The organism is Pseudomonas sp. GW821-FHT05D12, from assembly GCF_059419825.1.
The window spans coordinates 140,556-159,308 of record NZ_JBWKSN010000006.1 but is presented as its reverse complement, the minus strand read 5'-3'; the positions used below and the strand labels follow the sequence as shown (position 1 = coordinate 159,308).

Below are 18,753 nucleotides of genomic sequence, written 5' to 3'. Positions count from 1 at the left end.
CTCCAAAGCAGAGCGGCGAGTATAACGGCGAACTGCCGGATGCCGGTGCTGGTCTCACAAGCACCCCGCCCTTTCGCGGTGGATGCGCTCAAAGGTGGGCGCTGGCTTATAGTTTCGTATCAACCGTGTTCAGGAGAGTCTTCATGCGTATCGCTTCCCGTGTCATTGGCGGTGTCCTCGCCGTCACCCTGCTGAGCCAGTTGACGGCCTGCGGCTCGATTTTCTACCCCGACCGCCGCGGCCAGATCGACGGCAAGATCGACCCGGCGATTGCCGTGCTCGACGCCGTGGGCCTGCTGTTCTATGTGATCCCTGGCCTGATCGCGTTCGGCGTGGACTTCGCCACTGGCGCGATCTACTTCGAACCGGGCAAGACTGCCCAGGTAGCCCCGGAAAAACTCCACGAGGCTATCGGTGCCGACGGCAAGGTCGACAACGCCAAGCTGCAAAGCATCATCCAGAAGGAAACCGGCCGCAGCCTGCCGCTGGATGACCCGCGCATGATCCAGTTCAAGGGCAGCGTGCAACAGCTTGCATCCCTGGGCCTGCAACCCGCTGCCTAAGGACTGCCCATGACCACCAGCCCCGAACACGCGCGGCTCCTGCGCCTGGCCACCCGCGCCTCGGTCGGCGTGGCCTGTGCGCTGATTATCACCAAGGCCATCGCCTGGTGGCTCAGTGGCTCGGTGAGCATGCTCGCCGGGTTGACCGACTCACTACTCGACGGCGTGACCTCGCTGCTGAACCTGCTGGCCGTGCACTACGCCCTGCGCCCGGCCGATGACGATCACCGTTACGGTCATGGCAAGGCGGAATCGCTGTCAGGCATGGCCCAGGCGCTGTTTATCGGCGGCAGTGCGGTGCTGATCGCATTCCAGGCCTACGAGCGCCTGCAACACCCGGAACCAGTGGGCGCGCCGTGGCTGAGCATTGGTGTGATTGTGTTTTCCCTGGTGCTGACCGTGGCCTTGCTGATGCTGCAACACCGGGTGGTGCGCGAAACCGGCTCCAACGCGGTACGCGCGGATTCTCTGCATTACCGTTCGGACCTGATGCTCAACGGCAGCATCCTGGTGGCACTGGTGTTGGCGGGCATGGGCTTTCATCAGGTCGACGCCTGGTTCGGCCTGGGCATTGCCGCCTACATCTTGTGGAGTGCGATCCAGATCGCCCGGGAAAGCTTCGCGGTATTGATGGACGAGGAGCTGCCGCCGGAGGTCAGCCAGCATATGCTGGAACTGGCGCGCGGCGTGCCCGGCGTGCTGGGTGCGCATGATTTGCGCACGCGGATTTCCGGCAGCCACTGGTTCGTGCAACTGCACCTGGAACTGCCGGGGGATTTGACCCTGTCAGTCGCCCACGGCATCAGCGACCAGGCCGCCGATGCCATTCACCAGGCCTACCCGCGTGCCGAAGTACTGGTACACGCGGACCCCGCAGATCAACCGCAAGAAGCCAGCTATAAGCTTTAAGCCTCAAGCCTCAAGCGTGAAGCGTGAAGCGTGAAGCGTGAAGCGTGAAGCTTGCGGCTTGCGGCTTGCGGCTTGCGGCTTGCGGCTTGAAGCTTGAAGCTTGAAGCTTGCAGCTTATCAATACTGCACTTGATACCCGCGACTGCTGAGGCAGTTGCCCTGTGCCTGGCGGTAGGTTTGCACCACCGCCGGGTCTGGCGCGTAGGTGACGGCCTGCGGGTCGAAGCCGCTTTGCTGCACCGCCCAGCGATAACAGTCATAACCGTCCTGCTGCACCTGGGCCGGTGACTGGCCATTCGCGGGGTAGGCCACCACGTCATACCCGTTGCCTTGCGGCGCCGGCTGCGGCCCAGGCACTGCGGTCGGCGGTTGCACCACCACGTATTCCTGGGAGGTGCTTTCGTAGGTGTAGTAGGCACCGGCCGCGAGGAAAAACAACGCGCTGCCCACCCACACTTCGCGCGCGTAGTCCGGCAGGTAGCGCACGCGTATCCCATACGGCGGCGTTACCACCACGTAGCGCGGGCCTTGCGGGCGATACCAGTAGCCGCCGGAGAAGAAGTAATCCTGGCCACGGTACGGCACGCGGTAATTGCGGTCGGGGAAACGGTCGACGGTATAACCGGGACGATATTGCGGGCCGGGCCCCCAACCATTGCCATGCCCGTCGGGGCGACCCGGCCAGCGGTTGTCATTCGGGTGACCGTTGTTGAAGCCACCACCCGGACGTGGGCCCGGACCATTGCCGGCCTGCCAGTGCTGGTTGCCATCATTGCGACGTGGGATGTCTTGGTAGTTGCCCTGGCGCGGTTCCTGGGTCTGGCGCACGGTATCCGGACGCCCCTGGATCGGCAGGTTATTCGCCGGCTGCGGCGCCGGCCGAGGCTGTTCAGCCCCTTGCGGGCGACCCTGCCATTGCCCGCCACCGTGCGGCTGCTGCTCGGCGCGATCAAAATGCGGATTCTGGGGACGCGGCTGGTTGTTCTCGAAGTGCTGGTTCTGCGGACGCGGCTGAGTGTTTTCCGGCCGTGGTTGATTGTTCTGGGGGCGAGGCTGGTTGTTTTGCGGTCGCGGCTGTTCGTTACCTTGCCGACCGCCTTCCGGCCCTCGCTCATGCTGACCGCCGCCTTCAGGGCGCGGGTCGTCTGCCATCACTTGCGTGCCGACGGTCACCATCAGCAAACCTACACCTGCCATACGCCAGATGCGCTTCATGCTATTCCTCACTGCGGATAAGGGCCTAGAACGTCCGGCCTCATAGATAAGACTGGAAAAGCCGCGCCCGGTTCTGAGACAGGTTATCAGTCACGAGAACAATTTTCTCAAGGCAAAAGAAAAGGGTGACCCGTCGGCCACCCCTTGAGAACTTCGTCCTGGCTCAACGCTTTTGACGTTGGCTCACCTCACGCCGTCTTGTGGACAGTGTGCAGCCTGGAGGCCAACTCAACCCTGCTGGGGTGGCGGCCGCAGCGGGCCTGATTGGGCGAGCTGCTGTGGACTGTTGTCCAGGCGGTGATTCTGTTGATAACGATACCCGCCAACGTCCGACAGATGATTGCGAAGATTGCGTCAATAAACAGTGCTTGCGCAATTTTTAACCCTTCATGGATAATTCACCGCAATAGTTACGACAAAGGCCAACCCAATGAGCAAGCTTGACCGATACGACCTGAGTATTTTGGCGGAATTGCAGCGCGACGCGAGGATCTCCAACCAGGAGTTGGCCGAGCGTATCGGCCTGTCGCCTTCGCCCTGCTCACGCCGGGTCAAGCAATTGGAGGACGACGGCTACATTGCACGCCAGGTCGCCCTGCTCGACCGCAAGATGCTCGGCCTGAGCCTGACCGCCTATGTGCTGATCGGCATGGACCGCCACACCCCGGAGCGCTTCGAGAATTTCGAAGCGGCCATCCGCACCCTGCCCCAAGTGCTGGAATGCAGCCTGGTGACCGGCATGGACGCCGACTATCAACTGAAAGTGGTGGTGCCGGACATGGATCACTACCAGAAGCTACTGCTGGGTCACCTGACCCGCATCGAAGGCGTGACCAGCGTGCGCTCCAGCTTCGTGCTGAACCAGGTGCTCAACAGCACCGAATTGCCGCTGACTCATTTACGTACCTGATTTCAACAACACTGAAAATCCCCTGTGGGAGCGGGCTTGCTCGCGAAAGCGCTGATTCCGTCAATACATGCGTTGACTGACACTGCGCTTTCGCGAGCAAACCGGCTCCCACATTTGGACCGTACCTCGATCCAAATCAATGTTGTGTTGAAGACGCTGCCTTATACTTGCCGCCTGCCCCGTCGGAAGAGCCCATGAACAACATCGATCCCGCCCTGTTTGAAGAATGGATGATGACTGGCCTGGTCACCATCCTGATCATTTTCATGGGCTTTATCGTCTGGGACCTGGCAAAGAAGTCCAAGGCCGGGCGCTTTGGCTCGTTCATCCTGTTCTTCGTGCTCGGCCTGGGCGTGGCTGCGTTCATCATCAAGAGCGTGGTGATCGGCCTGATCGAGTCCGGCGCCTTATAAGCGCGCCGGCACTTCCTTCCACTGGCCTTGATCCAGGCCATCGATCGACCAATCGCCAATTCGCACGCGCACCAGACGCAAGGTCGGCAACCCGACTGCGGCGGTCATGCGCCGAACCTGACGGTTACGCCCTTCTCGAATCACCAGTTCCAGCCAGTAAGTCGGTATGTTTTTGCGAAAGCGTACCGGCGGGTTGCGCGGCCATAACTCAGGCTCATCCAGCCGCCGGGCTTCGGCGGGCAGGGTCATGCCGTCGTTGAGTTCCACGCCATTGCGCAGGCGTTGCAGGTGCTCCTCGGTCGGCTCGCCTTCGACTTGCACCCAGTAGGTCTTCGCCAGCTTGTGCTTGGGGTCGGCGATGCGTGCCTGCAACTGGCCGTCGTTGGTCAGCAGCAACAGGCCTTCGCTGTCACGGTCCAGGCGGCCAGCGGGGTAGATGCCGGGGATGTCGATAAAATCCTTGAGGGTCGCCCGCCCGCCTTCGTCGCTGAACTGGGTCAACACATCGAAAGGCTTGTTGAACAGGATCAACTTCGGCTCCGCCGGTGGCGCCTTGGCGACTCGACGCGCAGCGGAATACGGGGGTTTCACGCCGGGGCGGCGCGAATCGGGACGGGCAGGACGGGACATGGCAAAAGGAACATCTAACGGTCAGGACCGACAATGCTAGTGGCCTGACCGCCAAATGACCATCCCAACCGCTTAGCGGAACGGCGGCTCGTCGAAGCTGCGCAGTTTGCGCGAGTGCAGCGAGTTGAGTTCGGTGCGCAACAGGTCGACCGCCTCGATGCCGATCTTCAAGTGCTGGCTGACCGCACGTTCATAGAACGCGTTGGCCGAACCCGGCAGCTTGATTTCACTGTGCAGCGGTTTGTCCGACACACACAACAAGGTGCCGTACGGTACGCGCAAGCGATAACCCTGGGCGGCGATGGTGCCGCTTTCCATGTCCACGGCCACTGCGCGGGACAGGTTGATCAACGGGCGCTCCTGAGCCCAACGCAGTTCCCAGTTGCGGTCGTCGTAGGTCAGCACGGTGCCGGTACGCAGGCGTTTTTTCAGCTCTTCGCCTTTTTCGCCGGTGACATTGGCCGCCGCTTGCTGCAAGGCCAGCTGCACTTCGGCCAGGGCCGGGATCGGGATATTCGGCGGTACCACGCGGTCGAGAATCCCATCGCGACGCATATAGGCGTGGGCCAATACATAGTCACCGATGGTCTGCGATTGGCGCAGGCCGCCGCAGTGACCGATCATCAGCCAGCAATGCGGGCGCAGCACGGCCAGGTGGTCGGTGATGTTCTTGGCGTTGGACGGGCCGACGCCGATATTCACCAGGGTCACGCCGTGGCCATCAGTGGCCTGCAAGTGATAGGCCGGCATCTGGTAGCGATGCCACACCACACCGGCGGCAATCGCCGATGCTTCACCGTGGTCCATGCTCTTGTCGATCACCACGTTGCCCGGCAGCACCATGCGGATGAAACGCGGGTCGCTGCGCAGTTGTTCCAGGCCATGCAAGATGAACTGGTCGACATAGCGATGGTAGTTGGTCAGCAGGATCCACGGCTGCACATGGCGCCAGTCACTGCCGGTGTAGTGCACCAGGCGGCGCAGGGAAAAGTCCACGCGCGCCGCGTCGAACAACGCCAGGGGCAGCGGGTCGGTGTTTTCCCAGTCGTACAGGCCATCGGCGATGCCATCGGTGGCCGCCGACAGGTCGGTGCTGGGGAACACACGGGCGAGGGTCGCGGCCGTCACGCCGGAGCCGGCCAGTTCGTCGCCCTGCTCCACCACGTACGGGTACGGGATGTTCTGTTGGCTGACGCCGACTTCCACCGTCACGGTGAAGTCATGCATCAGCGGCACCAGTTGTTCCAGCAGGTACTTACGGAACGCCGCCGGATGGGTGACGGTAACGCTGTAGGTACCCGGCAACTGGACTTTGGCATACGCCCGGGTGGTCTGTGGGACTTCGCCGTGGCAGTGGTAGGTCAAGCGCAGTTCCGGATAGCGAAACAGCGCGCGTTGTTCGGCGTCGGGTTCGACGCGGTCTTTGAGGTATTGCTTGAGGGCTTGGTTGAGGGCGCCGGTAGCACGCTCATGCAGAGCCGCCAGCCGATCCACGGCTTCTTCAGCGGTTTGAACGACAACAAAAGCTTCGGTCACGGTAAGCATCCTGTGTTCTGACGTGCAGGCCTTTATCTTGCCTGTATCCCGGCCACACCGAAACACCGATTTGGAAACACATTACCTTGCAGGAGCCGGCTTGGCGGCGATAAGGCCCTTGAATTCAATACATGTCTCAAGGCCGCTATCGACGGCAAGCCGGCGCCTACACGGGACGGTGATCAGGTTTGCGGGGTAGAGCGCGCGACGATGGCCTCCACATCGACACCCCGCGGCAAGGTGCCATACACGCGGCCGGACGATTCACCCAGCCGGCTGGCAATGAAGCCATCGCTGACCGCCGCATTCCCGGCCTCCAGCAGCAGCTTGGCCTGCAGCGCCACGGCAATGTCCTCGGTCAGTTGCCGCGCGCGGTACTGGATGTCCTGGGTGTCCATGAACGCCGACTTCAGTTGCTCGATATGCCGCGCCAGTTGCCTGTCGCCGTGCCCGTCGCCCAATTCGACGAACAGCGCCTCGAGCACGCCCGGCTCTTTGGACAGGGCGCGCAGCACGTCCAGGCATTGCACGTTGCCGGAACCTTCCCACGTGGAATTCACCGGCGCCTCACGGTACAGGCGCGGCAGGATGCTGTCCTCCACATAGCCGGCACCGCCCATGCACTCGGCGGCTTCGTTGATCATCGCCGGCGCACGCTTGCAGATCCAATACTTGCCCACCGCCGTCACCAGCCGGGCGAACTTGGCTTCCTGCTCATTATCCAGATGATCCAGCGCCCGGCCCATGCGCATGCTCAAGGCCAGCGAGGCTTCGCTTTCCAGGGCCAGGTCGGCCAGCACGTTTTGCATCAGCGGTTGCTCGCTGAGCACACGCCCGCCCACGGAACGATGGGCACAATGATGGCTGGCCTGGGTCAACGCCTGGCGCATCAGGGCACTGGAGCCGACCATGCAGTCGAAGCGGGTCATGGCGACCATCTCGATGATGGTCGGTACGCCACGGCCCTCTTCGCCGATCATCCAGGCCAGGGCGCCGCGAAACTCGACTTCGCTGGAGGCGTTGGAGCAATTCCCGAGTTTGTTTTTCAGGCGCTGGATATAGAACTCGTTGCGCGTGTCATCCGGGCGGTGCCGAGGCAGTAGGAAACAGGTCAGGCCCTTGTCAGTCTGCGCCAGGGTCAGGAACGCATCGCACATCGGTGCCGAGCAGAACCACTTGTGCCCCACCAGCTCGTAGGCCTGCCCCGGGCCACCGGCGCCTACCGGATAGGCGCGGGTGGTGTTGGCGCGCACGTCGGTGCCGCCTTGTTTCTCGGTCATGGCCATGCCGATGGTGGCACCGCCCTTGTGGGCAATGCCGACGTTGCGCGGGTCGTATTCGGTGCTGAGGACTTTCGGCAACCAGGTCTGCGCAAGATCCGGCTGCAGGCGCAGGGCCGGCACGCAGGCAAACGTCATGGTCAACGGACAGCCGGTGCCGGCTTCGGCCTGGCTGTGCAGGTAGGTCATGGCCGCGCGGGCGACATGCGCGCCGGACTGCGGATGGGCCCACGGCAGCGACGGCAGGCCATGCTCGACGGCGGCGCGCATCAGTTCGTGGTAAGCCGGATGAAACTCCACCAGGTCAATGCGATGCCCATAACGGTCATGGCTGCTGAACACCGGTTTGTTCTGGTTCGCCAGGAACCCGGCCGCCATCAACGGCCCGCCGGCCAGCTCCCCGTAGGCATCGATGCGCGTCTCGGCCCAGCCGGCACCGAAGCGGCGCGACCACTCTTGCAGGGGCAGGTCGATGCGGTAGAGGTTGGTGCCATCCAGAGATGGCGGCTGGTTGGTGACGTCGTGGGTTTCGGCGAACGAGTGCAGGTTCATGACGGGCCTCCTGGAAAAAAGGCCACGTCGATTTGAGGCCTGAATTTCAGTTAAGCACCGACACCGGGCTTAAAAAAGTGGCATACCCGCCGAATGTCCGGCGCTTTCGCCCTCTACTCGCCCCAACAATCGACGCTCCAGCACCGCCTGCAAAGCGTCGAAACGCACGGGCTTGGCCAGGCGCTCGGAGACGCCGATGCCATGGCAATGTTCGCGCTCGGACACATTCAGCGACGTACTCAAGGCAATCACCGGCAACTCAGCGCAGCCAGGCAGGGCACGAATCTGACAGCACAACGAGAAACCGCCTTCAGGTATATCCAACAATACTGCATCGAATGTCTCGGCCTGCAGGCTCGCCAACGCGGACGGCCCGTTGTCCACGGTTTTTACCCGGTAACCGAGCTTGAGCAACATGCCTCGCACAGCCAACTGGCCCACGCTGTTGTCATCCACCAGCAGCACCGCGCAATCCTGCGGGCCACGCTGCCGATCGGGTGTCCGCTTTGGCTCCGGCGCCACCAGGCTGACCTGCATCTCCAACTGGAAGCGACTGCCCTTGCCCGGCTCGGAGTGATGGGTGAGGCGCCCGCCCAGCAGTTCGATCAACTGCCGGCAAATCGCCAGGCCAATCCCCAGGCCACCGTATTCGCGGGTGGTCGAGCCATCAAGCTGGAAGAAACGCTGGTACAGCGTGGCCTCGTCGAGGAAGGCGAAGCCGATACCGGTGTCGGTGACGATAAAACTCAAGCGCACGCCACCGTCGCTCTGCGGAACGCCCACCACTCGCAGGCGCACTGAGCCCTCATGGGTAAACTTGAAAGCGTTGTCCAGCAGGCAATCCAGGCACTGCAGGAGTTTGTCGGCGTCGCCCATCACGCGGTCCGGCAACTCGTCCGCCACGTCGATGGAAAACGCCAGGCCTTTGCTCTGGGCGCTGGCATTGAATTGCTGGCGCAAACCGTCGAGCGCGCCGCGCAGGCTGAAGACCTTGGGCTGGGGAGTCAGGCGTCCGGCTTGCAATTCGGTCAGCGTCAGAATGCCGTTGACCATGCGCATCATGTCCCGCGCCGAACCGGCGGCGGTTTGCTGGTACTGCGCCAGGTCGTCGCCCAGCGGCACGGTTTGCATCAGTTCGAGGGAGCCGATCACGCCGTTCATCGGCGTACGCAATTCATGGGTCAGGGTCGCAAGGAATTCATCCTTGAGCCGGTTGCTGCGGGCCAATTGCTGGTTGAGCACTTCAAGCTTCTGGCTGGCATCGAACAGGATCTGCGCCTGCTGCTCGCGCATGGAATTGATGCGGTCGGCCAACGCCAGGGACAACAGCGCCACTTCGATCGCCGAACCGATCTGGCTGGCGTACATGGTGAGAAACATATTCGGCAGGTAGCCCAGCACCATCAGGGTATTGATCACCCCACCGAGCAGGAACGCCGACCAGGCGATGATGAAATACCGCGCCATGCGCTGGCCGCAATACCAGGCCTTGATGGCAGCCACGAAGATGGTCACGGTAAACACCAGCGCCAGGCCGGTGGCCAGGCGCAAGGCCACCGCATAGCTGGTCAGCAGCGCCAGCGCCATGACGACCGCGCCGCAGGCCGCCAGCCCCAGCAGGATGCGGTTGAGCCAGCGGCTGTGCTGCGCGGTGTGCAGGAAACTGCGGGCGAACAGGCTGCCGAACAGCGCCGCCGAACCGATCAGGAACGGCACCGCCGCGTTCGCCCACCACGGGTTGTTCGGCCAGAAGTACTCCACCGCCACGCCATTGACCGACAGCTGGTAGAGGCCGAACGAGGCGATATAAAGGATGTAATAGAGGTAGCTGGTGTCGCGCACGCTCAGGTAGATGAACAGGTTGTAGACCAACATCCCCAGCAGCACGCCGTAGATCACCCCGAGCACAGACAGGCGCAGGGGTTGTTGTTCCAGATAAGCGGTGCCGGCCCACAGCGTCAAGGGCGCCTGGATCGAGCCTTCGCTTTGCAGGCGCAGGTAGACCGTCTGCCGTTGATCGGGCACAAAGTTGAGCTTGAACAGGTAGTTGCTCTGGCGTACTTCACGGCTGGAAAACGGCAATGCGCTGCCCGTGCGGGAGGTCAGCCGGTAGGTGCCGGTGCCGTCGTTCTGGTACAGGTCCAGGTGATTCAGGGGGGGGTAGGCCAACTCCAAAAACCAGGTGCGCGGCGCGCGCGGGTCCTTGGCCAGGTAATGCAGGTCGACCTTGAGCCAGAACACCGAGCGCGAATAGCCGGCGTTGAGGGTGGCTTTGTCATGGGGCTTGAATTGGGCGGCGTAGGCGGGTGAACTGACGTCGGCGATGGTCAGCGCATCGGTGGGGTCTTCGAGCACTTGCATGACTCGGCCCAGCGGCAGGCTTCGCGTGTCCTGGTTGAACTCGATGGCGCTGGCGAGCATTGGCAGCCCGCACAACAATAAAATCAGCAAATAGCGCATAGAGCCCCAGTGTGGCGTGTCCGGTTATGTCAAAAGCCCCCCATTCCTTTTGAGAAGACGTACACCGGCGGTACATTAAGTTGTTTGGATCCACTTTAGCATAGCCGCTAAAGGCCATTGGACACCATTGAAATAATTTTTTGAAAGGCTCTAGGACGCGGGTTTCAGCGGGTTTTCTCGAGTGAAAAAGCGCCAAAAAAGCGTCACAGCCACGGCAACATTCAACCCTCACCCGACAGCCACGCAAAAAGCGTTTGGTGGTAAGCTCGCGCACCATGAATATCTACAGCTCTCGCCCCGTTGTCCTCTGTCTCTCCGGCCATGATCCCAGTGGTGGCGCCGGCTTGCAGGCAGATATCGAAGCCCTGCTCGCCCAGGGCTGCCATGCGGCTCCGGCCGTCACCGCCCTGACCGTGCAGAACACCGTCAACGTCAGCGATTTCCGCGTGCTCGACCGCGAGTGGGTGCTGGCCCAGGCCAATGCCGTGCTCGGCGACTCCGAAGTGGCAGCGGTCAAGCTGGGCATGCTCGGTTCCACCGCGATGGTCGACACCGTGGTCGAACTGCTGCAGGCGCACCCGCACCTGCCGGTCGTCTGCGACCCGGTGCTGCGCGCCGGCGGCGGTGGCAGCCTGGGCAAGGATGAAGTCGGCTATGCCATGCGCGAGCGGCTGTTGCCGCTGTCGCTGATCGCCACGCCGAACCTGCCCGAAGCGCGCATCCTCGCCGAACTGCCCGAGGGCACGGCAGACGAATGCGCCGAAAAGCTGCTGCCGTACATCAAGCACCTGCTGATCACCGGCGGGCATGGCGACGAGCATGAAGTGCACAACCGCCTGTACAGCCGTGACGGCACGCGCCAGACCTTCACCTGCCAGCGCTTGCCCGGCAGCTATCACGGTTCGGGCTGCACGCTTGCCAGTGCCCTGGCCGGCCGGATTGCCCAGGGCGAAGGGTTGGTCAGCGCGGTGCAATCGGCCCTCAACTACACTTGGCGCACCCTGCGTGACGCCGAACAACTCGGTCAGGGCCAGTTCGTACCGCGTCGGTTGCCGCTGGATTTCTGCTCGTAACTTTTTCTGCTCGAAGGGGCCTGCCCGATGAAACTACGTGGCCTGTATGCCATTACCGACAGCCAACTGTTGGCTGGCAAGTTCCTCGCCTACGTCGAAGCGGCGCTGGACGGTGGCGTGACCCTGCTGCAGTACCGCGACAAAAGCAGCGACGAAGCCCGGCGCCTGCGTGAGGCCGAGAAGCTGCGCGAACTGTGCTCGCGCTACAAGACCCAACTGATCATCAACGACGACGCCGAGCTGGCCGCGCGCCTGGGCGTCGGCGTGCACCTGGGCCAGACCGACGGCCCGCTGACCCCGGCCCGCGCGTTGCTGGGCTCCAAGGCGATCATCGGCGCGACCTGCCACAGCCAGATCGAGCTGGCCGAGCAGGCCGCCAAGGAAGGCGCCAGCTACGTCGCCTTCGGCCGCTTCTTCACCTCCAACACCAAGCCGGGCGCTTCTGCCGCCACCGTCCCGATGCTGGCCCAGGCCCGCGCGCGCCTGCAGCTGCCGATCTGCGTGATCGGCGGCATCACCCTGGAGAACGCCGAACCGCTGGTGGCGCATGGCGCTGACCTGCTGGCCGTGGTGCACGGCCTGTTCGGTGCGGACAGCACCCAGGAAGTGACGCGTCGCGCCCGCGCCTTTAACGATCTTCTTAAATATTCAGTTTAGAGAGCCCGATCATGTCCCGTTCCGAAACCCTGTTTGCCAATGCCCAGAAACACATCCCCGGCGGTGTGAACTCCCCCGTGCGTGCGTTCAAGAGCGTGGGCGGCACGCCGCTGTTCTTCAAGCATGCCGAAGGCGCGTACGTCACTGACGAAGATGACAAGCGCTACGTCGACTACGTCGGCTCCTGGGGCCCGATGATCCTCGGCCACAGCCACCCGGACGTACTCGACGCGGTGCGCAAGCAGCTGGAACACGGCCTCTCCTACGGCGCGCCGACCGCCATGGAAACCGAGATGGCTGACCTGGTGTGCTCAATCGTGCCGTCGATGGAAATGGTGCGGATGGTCAGCTCCGGCACCGAAGCCACCATGAGCGCGATTCGCCTGGCCCGTGGTTTCACCGGCCGCGACAGCATCATCAAGTTTGAAGGCTGCTACCACGGCCACTCCGACAGCCTGCTGGTCAAAGCCGGTTCGGGCGCGCTGACCCAGGGCGTACCCAGCTCGGCCGGCGTGCCTGCGGCGTTCGCCAAACACACCCTGACCCTGCCGTTCAACGACATCGCGGCCGTCGAGCAGATGCTCGATGAAGTCGGGCAAGACGTGGCGTGCATCATCGTCGAGCCGGTGGCCGGCAACATGAACTGCGTACCACCGGCGCCGGGCTTTCTCGAAGGCCTGCGCGAGCAGTGCGACAAGCACGGCGTGGTGCTGATTTTCGACGAGGTGATGACGGGTTTTCGCGTTGCACTCGGCGGCGCACAGGCGCACTACGGCGTCACGCCGGACCTGAGCACCTTCGGCAAGATCATCGGCGGCGGCATGCCGGTCGGCTGCTTCGGCGGCAAGCGCGAAATCATGCAGCACATCGCGCCGCTGGGCCCGGTGTACCAGGCAGGCACCTTGTCGGGTAACCCGCTGGCGATGGCTGCCGGCCTGACCACCTTGCGCTTGATCAGCCGCCCTGGCTTCCACGCCGAGCTGACCGACTACACCACCCGCCTGCTCGACGGCCTGCAACAGCGTGCCGATGCCGCCGGCATCCCGTTTGTGACGACCCAGGCGGGCGGCATGTTTGGCCTGTACTTCAGCGGCGCCGATGACATCGTCACCTTTGATGACGTGATGGGCAGCGATGCCGATCTGTTCAAGCGCTTCTTCCACCTGATGCTCGAAGGCGGCGTGTACCTGGCACCGAGCGCCTTCGAAGCCGGCTTCACCTCGATCGCCCATGGCGACGCCGAGCTGAAACTGACCCTCGATGCCGCCGAGCGCGCCTTCGCAGCCTTGAAATAAACGACGGAAAAAATCAGGCGCCGCCCCAGCGGTGTCTGATTTGCTACTTTGTTTACAGAGATTTCCGAGTTTTTTCGAGAAACCACCTGCAATCCGGCAGATAACTTGCCCAACCAGCAGAAAAACGAGTAAAGACTTTGTAAGCAGAGGCCTGCTTATTTCATAATGCGCGCTTATTGGATCCCCCGAGGATCCGCGCGCCCCGTCAGAGGTAAGTCGATTCCCATGAAACGCACCGGCCGCACCCTGGTTCTGGGCTGCCTGTTGCTCCTTCAGCCGCTGCTGGCACATGCACAAGCAGGCGGCAACTCGTTGTTAATCCCAGCGATGGGTCGTTGCACCCTCAATACCCAGCCAGACAGCCAGGCCGAAGCCCTGAGCGCGTGCCAGAAACAGGCCGACGGTGGGGATGCGCAGGCGCAATACGAGTTGGGCGAGTACTACCACGACAGCAAGAACCCCGCCCGCGACCTCAACAAAGCCTTGAGTTACTTCGAGAAAGCCTCGTTGCAGGGCCACGCGCAGGCGCAATTCCAGCTCGGCACCATGTTCTTCAAAGGTGAAGGTGTGCCGGCCAATAACGTTCAGGCGTATATCGTGCTGAAGATGGCGGCGGTCAACGGCGCCGAAGACGCGCTGGACACTGCCGACGAAGTCGCCGAGCACATGCAGCGCAATGAACTGGAAACCGCGACCCAGGTGCTGGGCCAGATTTTCCGCAACTACCTGCAGGAACTGCAGAGCGCAGATGGCAGATCGCCATTCTCGCCGCTGCCCTGAGTTTTGTAGCGCCTTTACTGCCGCCTTCGCGAGCAAGCCCGCTCCCACATTCGACTGTATTCCAAAGATGGAACTCGGTCGAATGTGGGAGCGGGCTTGCTCGCGAAGGGGTCGGCGCGGTCTTAAGCCTTACTTCTCAGGCATCGGCACCGGAAACGGCATGACATTGCTCACGCCCCGGGCTTCGCTGATTTTCGGCGTGCCCAGGCGCTCGACTTCATCGATGCGCACAATCGAATGCATCGGCACAAAACTGCGCACCACGCCTTCAAACTGCGCCTTGAGTTTTTCCTCGCCCGGGTCGACGACCAACTGGGTGCGCTCGCCAAAGACGAACTCTTCCACTTCCAGGAAGCCCCACAGATCACTTTGATAGATCTGCTTGGCGTACATTTCGAACACCTGGCCCTGGTTAAGGAAAATCACCTTATAGATTGGAGCTTCACGTTTGGTCATGGTGGGCGAATAACACATCGGGGATATAAAAGAGGGCGCGAACTATAGCATGGCACCCGATGCACAACGCTAGGAACCAATGGGCATGCCCCCTATAATGCGCGGTTCTTTACCACCAGTTGACGATCCCCATGGCCAAGAAGCTCTATATCGAAACCCACGGTTGCCAGATGAACGAGTACGACAGCTCGCGCATGGTCGATCTGCTGGGTGAACACCAGGCCCTGGAAGTCACCGCCCGCGCCGAAGATGCCGACGTGATCCTGCTCAATACCTGCTCGATCCGCGAGCGGGCCCAGGACCGGGTGTACTCGCAGCTGGGCCGCTGGCGCGAATTGAAACTGGCCAACCCGGACATGGTGATCGCCGTCGGCGGTTGCGTGGCGAGCCAGGAAGGTGCGGCGATCCGCGACCGCGCGCCCTATGTGGACGTGGTGTTCGGCCCGCAAACCTTGCACCGCCTGCCGGAAATGATCGACGCCGCACGCTTCACCAAGCTGCCGCAGGTCGATGTCTCGTTCCCGGAAATCGAAAAATTCGACCACTTGCCCGAGCCGCGTATCGACGGGCCGAGTGCCTACGTGTCGGTGATGGAAGGCTGCAGCAAGTACTGCACCTTCTGCGTGGTGCCCTACACCCGGGGTGAAGAAGTCAGCCGGCCGTTTGACGACGTGATGTCGGAAATCATCCACCTCGCCGAAAACGGCGTGCGCGAAGTGACCTTGCTGGGCCAGAACGTCAACGGCTATCGCGGCCTGACCCACGACGGGCGCCTGGCCGACCTGGCGGAGCTGATCCGGGTGGTCGCCGCCGTCGACGGCATCGAGCGTATTCGCTACACCACCTCGCACCCGCTCGAGTTCTCCGACAGCCTGATCCAGGCTCACGCCGAAGTGCCGGAACTGGTCAAACACCTGCATTTGCCGGTGCAATCAGGCTCGGACCGCATCCTCTCGGCGATGAAGCGCAACCACACCGCGCTGGAATACAAATCCAAACTGCGCAAGCTGCGCGCGGCGGTGCCGGGTATCTGCATCAGCTCGGACTTTATCGTCGGCTTCCCTGGCGAAACCGAAAAAGACTTCCAGCAGACCATGAAGCTGATCGAAGACGTCGGTTTCGACTTCTCCTACTCGTTCGTCTACAGCCAGCGCCCGGGTACCCCGGCGGCGGACCTGCTGGACGAAACCCCGGAAGAGCTGAAAAAAGAGCGCCTGAATGCCCTGCAACATCGCTTGAACCAGCAGGGTTTCGAGATCAGCCGACAAATGGTCGGCTCAACCCAGCGCATCCTGGTCACCGACTACTCGAAAAAAGACCCGGGCGAATTGCAGGGCCGTACCGAGAACAACCGAATCGTCAACTTCCGCTGTGATAATCCCACGCTGATCGGCCAGTTTGCCGATGTGCACATCGATGCGGCGCAACCGCACTCGTTGCGCGGCTCGTTGATCAACTGACTTCAGGACACACGAAGCTCAACTGTGGGCGCTGGCTTGCCGGCGATAGCGGTGAAACAGGCGGCAGCTCTTTTGGATGTGCCGCCCCTTCGCCGGCAAGCCAGCCCTCACAGGGATCGCCTTGGTTCCTGAGAGTGGACCCCGCCTACATAAGTGCTTTCGCACACCGGCGGCTGGCGTTATCCTCTATTTCACCTAAACAGCCAAAGGGCGGCTAAAAGCAACCTTGAACGCACCCATAGCAGAACCCCATCGTTTTCTCCTCGAGCCGTTTGAGGCTCGCCGTTTCGCCAATCTGTGCGGACAGTTCGACGAGCACCTGCGCCTGATCGAACAACGCCTGAGCATCGAGATCCGCAACCGCGGCAATCAGTTCGAGCTCATTGGTGAACCCCAGCACACCACGTCCGCAGAAAACCTGCTGCGCCGTCTCTACCGTGAAACCAAGGGCAGTGAGCTGTCGCCGGAAACGGTGCACCTGTACCTGCAGGAATCGGCCGTGGAAGACCTGGCCAACAACCCTGTGGCCGAAGCCAGCGTGGCCCTGCGCACCAAAAAAGGCATGATTCGCCCGCGCGGCTTGAATCAGCAGCGCTACGTCAAGGAAATCCTCGGCAACGACATCAACTTCGGCATCGGCCCGGCCGGTACCGGCAAGACCTACCTGGCGGTAGCCTGCGCCGTTGACGCCCTGGAGCGTGAACAAGTGCGCCGCATCCTGCTGGTGCGACCGGCGGTCGAGGCCGGCGAAAAGCTTGGCTTCCTGCCCGGCGACCTGGCCCAGAAGATCGACCCGTACCTGCGCCCGCTCTACGACGCGCTGTACGAGATGCTCGGCTTTGAATACGTGGCCAAGCTGATCGAACGCCAAGTGATCGAGATCGCCCCGCTGGCCTACATGCGTGGTCGTACGCTGAACAACAGCTTTATCATCCTCGACGAAAGCCAGAACACCACGGTCGAGCAGATGAAGATGTTCCTCACCCGCATCGGTTTCGGCTCCACCGCCGTGATCACCGGCGACGTCACCCAGGTCGACCTGCCCAAGGGCACCAAGTCCGGCCTGGCCCAGGTGATCGAGGTGCTCAAGGACGTGCCGGGTATCAGCTTCACGCACTTCATGCCCAAGGACGTGGTCCGTCACCCGCTGGTGCAGCGCATTGTCGAAGCCTACGAGCGCTTCGATCATCGCGATGACGCTCCCGCCAAGGACAGCCGCCGCGATGCTTGAGCTTGACCTGCAACTGGCCACCGAAGCGCCCGCCCCCAGCGAAGAACAGTTCCGTCAATGGTGCACCCTGGCCCTGCGCCAGCGCACCGCCGATTCGGAGCTGACCATCCGCCTGGTGGACGAGCCCGAAGGCCGCGAACTGAACCACACCTGGCGCCAGAAGGATTACGCGACCAACGTGCTGTCCTTCCCCGCCGACGTCCCCGACGAATTGCTGGATATCCCGCTGCTGGGCGACCTGGTGATCTGCGTCGAAGTGGTCGAGCGCGAGGCAAAGGAGCAAGGCAAGGAACTTGAAGCCCATTGGGCCCATCTAGTCATCCACGGCTGCTTGCATCTCTTGGGTTACGACCATATAGACGATGACGAAGCCGAAGAAATGGAAGCACTGGAACGAACGTTGCTTGCAGAATTGGGTCACCGCGATCCGTATGCAGACGACGAAAACTGATCAACACTCAACTGAAACATCAAAGGATTTAGAGTAATCGCTATGAGCGAAGACCGATCGAGCAACGGGCAGAAGTCATGGCTGGGCAAACTGACCCAGGCTTTTGCCCACGAGCCGAAAAACCGCCAGGAGCTGCTGGAGCTGCTGCGCGAGGCCCATCAGAACAAGTTGCTGGACAGCGAAGCGCTGGCCATCGTCGAAGGCGCCATCCAGGTGGCTGACCTGCAGGTTCGGGACATCATGGTCCCGCGCTCGCAGATGATCAGCATCAAGGCGACCCAGACCCCTCGGGAATTCCTCCCGGCCGTGATCGACTCGGCGCACTCGCGCTACCCGGTGATCGGTGAAAGCCATGACGACGTCATGGGTGTCCTGCTGGCCAAGGACCTGTTGCCGCTGATCCTCAAGGAGAACGGCGACAACTTCAACATCAAGGACCTGCTGCGTCCTGCCACCTTCGTGCCCGAATCCAAGCGCCTGAATGTGCTGTTGCGCGAGTTCCGCGCCAACCACAATCACATGGCCATTGTGATCGACGAATACGGCGGTGTAGCGGGCCTGGTGACCATTGAAGACGTGCTGGAACAAATCGTCGGCGACATCGAAGACGAGCACGACGTCGAAGAAGACAGCTACATCAAGCCGCTGCCCAGCGGTGATTTCCTGGTCAAGGCGCTGACGCCGATCGAGAACTTCAACGAGTTCTTCGACAGCGAATTCTCCGACGATGAGTTCGACACCGTCGGCGGCCTGGTGATGAGTGCGTTTGGCCACTTGCCCAAGCGTAACGAGACCACCGAGATCGGCGCCTACCGCTTCCGCATCCTGAATGCCGACAGCCGCCGGATTCACTTGATTCGCCTGACACCTATTGCCCGTTAA

The 18,753-nt window shown here is 62.1% G+C and carries 18 protein-coding genes; 12 read left to right on the top strand and 6 right to left on the bottom strand.

The window, feature by feature from the left end; translation table 11 throughout:
- The first annotated feature begins 143 nt into the window (after positions 1-143).
- Positions 144-563, top strand: a complete 420-nt coding sequence (gene pmcY / locus AC07SI_RS13295; RefSeq protein WP_106802549.1) for a periplasmic Zn2+ metallochaperone PmcY — start codon at positions 144-146, stop codon at positions 561-563.
- A gap of 9 nt (positions 564-572) precedes the next feature.
- Positions 573-1,472 carry a cation diffusion facilitator family transporter gene (locus AC07SI_RS13290; protein WP_065910114.1) on the top strand — a complete coding sequence of 300 codons (900 nt, stop codon included), beginning with the start codon at positions 573-575 and terminating at the stop codon, positions 1,470-1,472.
- A 117-nt stretch (positions 1,473-1,589) separates the two neighbouring features.
- Here AC07SI_RS13290 and AC07SI_RS13285 read toward each other — a convergent pair whose 3' ends face one another.
- Complete coding sequence (locus tag AC07SI_RS13285) at positions 1,590-2,687, bottom strand: DUF6515 family protein (protein WP_106802547.1); 1,098 nt, start codon at positions 2,685-2,687, stop codon at positions 1,590-1,592.
- A gap of 430 nt (positions 2,688-3,117) precedes the next feature.
- On the opposite strand from AC07SI_RS13285, the gene AC07SI_RS13280 reads away from it, so the two are divergent.
- Positions 3,118-3,597, top strand: coding sequence for an Lrp/AsnC family transcriptional regulator (locus tag AC07SI_RS13280; RefSeq protein WP_003194418.1), 480 nt, complete (start codon positions 3,118-3,120; stop codon positions 3,595-3,597).
- Positions 3,598-3,800: 203 nt separating this feature from the next.
- The gene (locus tag AC07SI_RS13275; protein ID WP_025999909.1) at positions 3,801-4,010 is read left to right on the top strand and encodes a DUF2788 domain-containing protein; all 210 of its coding nucleotides are present in this window, start codon (positions 3,801-3,803) and stop codon (positions 4,008-4,010) included.
- Here the strand turns inward: AC07SI_RS13275 and AC07SI_RS13270 are convergent.
- The 4 genes from AC07SI_RS13270 to AC07SI_RS13255 form a co-directional block, all read right to left on the bottom strand.
- A complete protein-coding gene (locus tag AC07SI_RS13270) occupies positions 4,005-4,640 on the bottom strand; it encodes a pseudouridine synthase (RefSeq protein ID WP_120450069.1) in 636 nt (211 codons plus the stop codon). The two genes, AC07SI_RS13275 and AC07SI_RS13270, sit on opposite strands and share 6 nt — an antisense overlap.
- A gap of 72 nt (positions 4,641-4,712) precedes the next feature.
- Complete coding sequence (amn, locus tag AC07SI_RS13265) at positions 4,713-6,185, bottom strand: AMP nucleosidase (RefSeq protein WP_161630243.1); 1,473 nt, start codon at positions 6,183-6,185, stop codon at positions 4,713-4,715.
- A gap of 173 nt (positions 6,186-6,358) precedes the next feature.
- Positions 6,359-8,008 (bottom strand): acyl-CoA dehydrogenase family protein, encoded by a 1,650-nt coding sequence (locus AC07SI_RS13260; RefSeq protein WP_495005844.1) that lies wholly within the window; start codon positions 8,006-8,008, stop codon positions 6,359-6,361.
- A gap of 69 nt (positions 8,009-8,077) precedes the next feature.
- Complete coding sequence (locus AC07SI_RS13255; protein WP_495005843.1) at positions 8,078-10,468, bottom strand: hybrid sensor histidine kinase/response regulator; 2,391 nt, start codon at positions 10,466-10,468, stop codon at positions 8,078-8,080.
- A 275-nt stretch (positions 10,469-10,743) separates the two neighbouring features.
- Here AC07SI_RS13255 and AC07SI_RS13250 point away from each other — a divergent pair, with 275 nt between their 5' ends.
- From AC07SI_RS13250 to AC07SI_RS13235, 4 genes are all read left to right on the top strand, one after another.
- Positions 10,744-11,541 (top strand): hydroxymethylpyrimidine/phosphomethylpyrimidine kinase, encoded by a 798-nt coding sequence (locus tag AC07SI_RS13250; protein ID WP_049711392.1) that lies wholly within the window; start codon positions 10,744-10,746, stop codon positions 11,539-11,541.
- 27 nt (positions 11,542-11,568) lie between these two features.
- Positions 11,569-12,198: a thiamine phosphate synthase gene (gene thiE, locus AC07SI_RS13245; protein WP_065910105.1), complete on the top strand. Its 630-nt coding sequence runs from the start codon at positions 11,569-11,571 to the stop codon at positions 12,196-12,198.
- Between the two features lie 11 nt (positions 12,199-12,209).
- Positions 12,210-13,493, top strand: coding sequence for a glutamate-1-semialdehyde 2,1-aminomutase (hemL, locus tag AC07SI_RS13240; protein WP_065910103.1), 1,284 nt, complete (start codon positions 12,210-12,212; stop codon positions 13,491-13,493).
- Between the two features lie 225 nt (positions 13,494-13,718).
- Positions 13,719-14,273, top strand: coding sequence for a tetratricopeptide repeat protein (locus AC07SI_RS13235; RefSeq protein ID WP_065910101.1), 555 nt, complete (start codon positions 13,719-13,721; stop codon positions 14,271-14,273).
- A gap of 129 nt (positions 14,274-14,402) precedes the next feature.
- On the opposite strand, the gene AC07SI_RS13230 is transcribed toward AC07SI_RS13235, so the two are convergent.
- Positions 14,403-14,729 (bottom strand): DUF1820 family protein, encoded by a 327-nt coding sequence (locus AC07SI_RS13230; RefSeq protein WP_065910336.1) that lies wholly within the window; start codon positions 14,727-14,729, stop codon positions 14,403-14,405.
- A gap of 131 nt (positions 14,730-14,860) precedes the next feature.
- On the opposite strand from AC07SI_RS13230, the gene miaB reads away from it, so the two are divergent.
- From miaB to AC07SI_RS13210, 4 genes are all read left to right on the top strand, one after another.
- On the top strand, positions 14,861-16,189 hold the full coding sequence (gene miaB, locus AC07SI_RS13225) for a tRNA (N6-isopentenyl adenosine(37)-C2)-methylthiotransferase MiaB (RefSeq protein ID WP_065910099.1): 1,329 nt from the start codon (positions 14,861-14,863) through the stop codon (positions 16,187-16,189).
- 226 nt (positions 16,190-16,415) lie between these two features.
- Entirely contained in the window at positions 16,416-17,420 is a 1,005-nt protein-coding gene (locus tag AC07SI_RS13220; protein WP_065910097.1) for a PhoH family protein, read from the top strand.
- Positions 17,413-17,871: an rRNA maturation RNase YbeY gene (gene ybeY / locus AC07SI_RS13215; RefSeq protein WP_120450077.1), complete on the top strand. Its 459-nt coding sequence runs from the start codon at positions 17,413-17,415 to the stop codon at positions 17,869-17,871. Before AC07SI_RS13220 ends, ybeY begins: the two co-directional genes overlap by 8 nt.
- A gap of 42 nt (positions 17,872-17,913) precedes the next feature.
- Positions 17,914-18,753, top strand: a complete 840-nt coding sequence (locus tag AC07SI_RS13210) for a CorC family transporter (RefSeq protein ID WP_015373027.1) — start codon at positions 17,914-17,916, stop codon at positions 18,751-18,753.

What these genes read in the sequence shown, in the direction of transcription:
- AC07SI_RS13290 (WP_065910114.1), top strand. Translation starts at nt 573, where the DNA reads ATGACCACCAGCCCCGAACACGCGCGGCTCCTGCGCCTGGCCACCCGC.
- pmcY (WP_106802549.1), top strand. Translation starts at nt 144, where the DNA reads ATGCGTATCGCTTCCCGTGTCATTGGCGGTGTCCTCGCCGTCACCCTG.
- ybeY (WP_120450077.1), top strand. Translation starts at nt 17,413, where the DNA reads ATGCTTGAGCTTGACCTGCAACTGGCCACCGAAGCGCCCGCCCCCAGC.
- thiE (WP_065910105.1), top strand. Translation starts at nt 11,569, where the DNA reads ATGAAACTACGTGGCCTGTATGCCATTACCGACAGCCAACTGTTGGCT.
- AC07SI_RS13255 (WP_495005843.1), bottom strand. Translation starts at nt 10,468, where the DNA reads ATGCGCTATTTGCTGATTTTATTGTTGTGCGGGCTGCCAATGCTCGCC.
- AC07SI_RS13235 (WP_065910101.1), top strand. Translation starts at nt 13,719, where the DNA reads ATGAAACGCACCGGCCGCACCCTGGTTCTGGGCTGCCTGTTGCTCCTT.
- AC07SI_RS13285 (WP_106802547.1), bottom strand. Translation starts at nt 2,687, where the DNA reads ATGAAGCGCATCTGGCGTATGGCAGGTGTAGGTTTGCTGATGGTGACC.
- AC07SI_RS13210 (WP_015373027.1), top strand. Translation starts at nt 17,914, where the DNA reads ATGAGCGAAGACCGATCGAGCAACGGGCAGAAGTCATGGCTGGGCAAA.
- miaB (WP_065910099.1), top strand. Translation starts at nt 14,861, where the DNA reads ATGGCCAAGAAGCTCTATATCGAAACCCACGGTTGCCAGATGAACGAG.
- AC07SI_RS13250 (WP_049711392.1), top strand. Translation starts at nt 10,744, where the DNA reads ATGAATATCTACAGCTCTCGCCCCGTTGTCCTCTGTCTCTCCGGCCAT.
- AC07SI_RS13230 (WP_065910336.1), bottom strand. Translation starts at nt 14,729, where the DNA reads ATGACCAAACGTGAAGCTCCAATCTATAAGGTGATTTTCCTTAACCAG.
- AC07SI_RS13270 (WP_120450069.1), bottom strand. Translation starts at nt 4,640, where the DNA reads ATGTCCCGTCCTGCCCGTCCCGATTCGCGCCGCCCCGGCGTGAAACCC.
- hemL (WP_065910103.1), top strand. Translation starts at nt 12,210, where the DNA reads ATGTCCCGTTCCGAAACCCTGTTTGCCAATGCCCAGAAACACATCCCC.
- AC07SI_RS13260 (WP_495005844.1), bottom strand. Translation starts at nt 8,008, where the DNA reads ATGAACCTGCACTCGTTCGCCGAAACCCACGACGTCACCAACCAGCCG.
- amn (WP_161630243.1), bottom strand. Translation starts at nt 6,185, where the DNA reads ATGCTTACCGTGACCGAAGCTTTTGTTGTCGTTCAAACCGCTGAAGAA.
- AC07SI_RS13280 (WP_003194418.1), top strand. Translation starts at nt 3,118, where the DNA reads ATGAGCAAGCTTGACCGATACGACCTGAGTATTTTGGCGGAATTGCAG.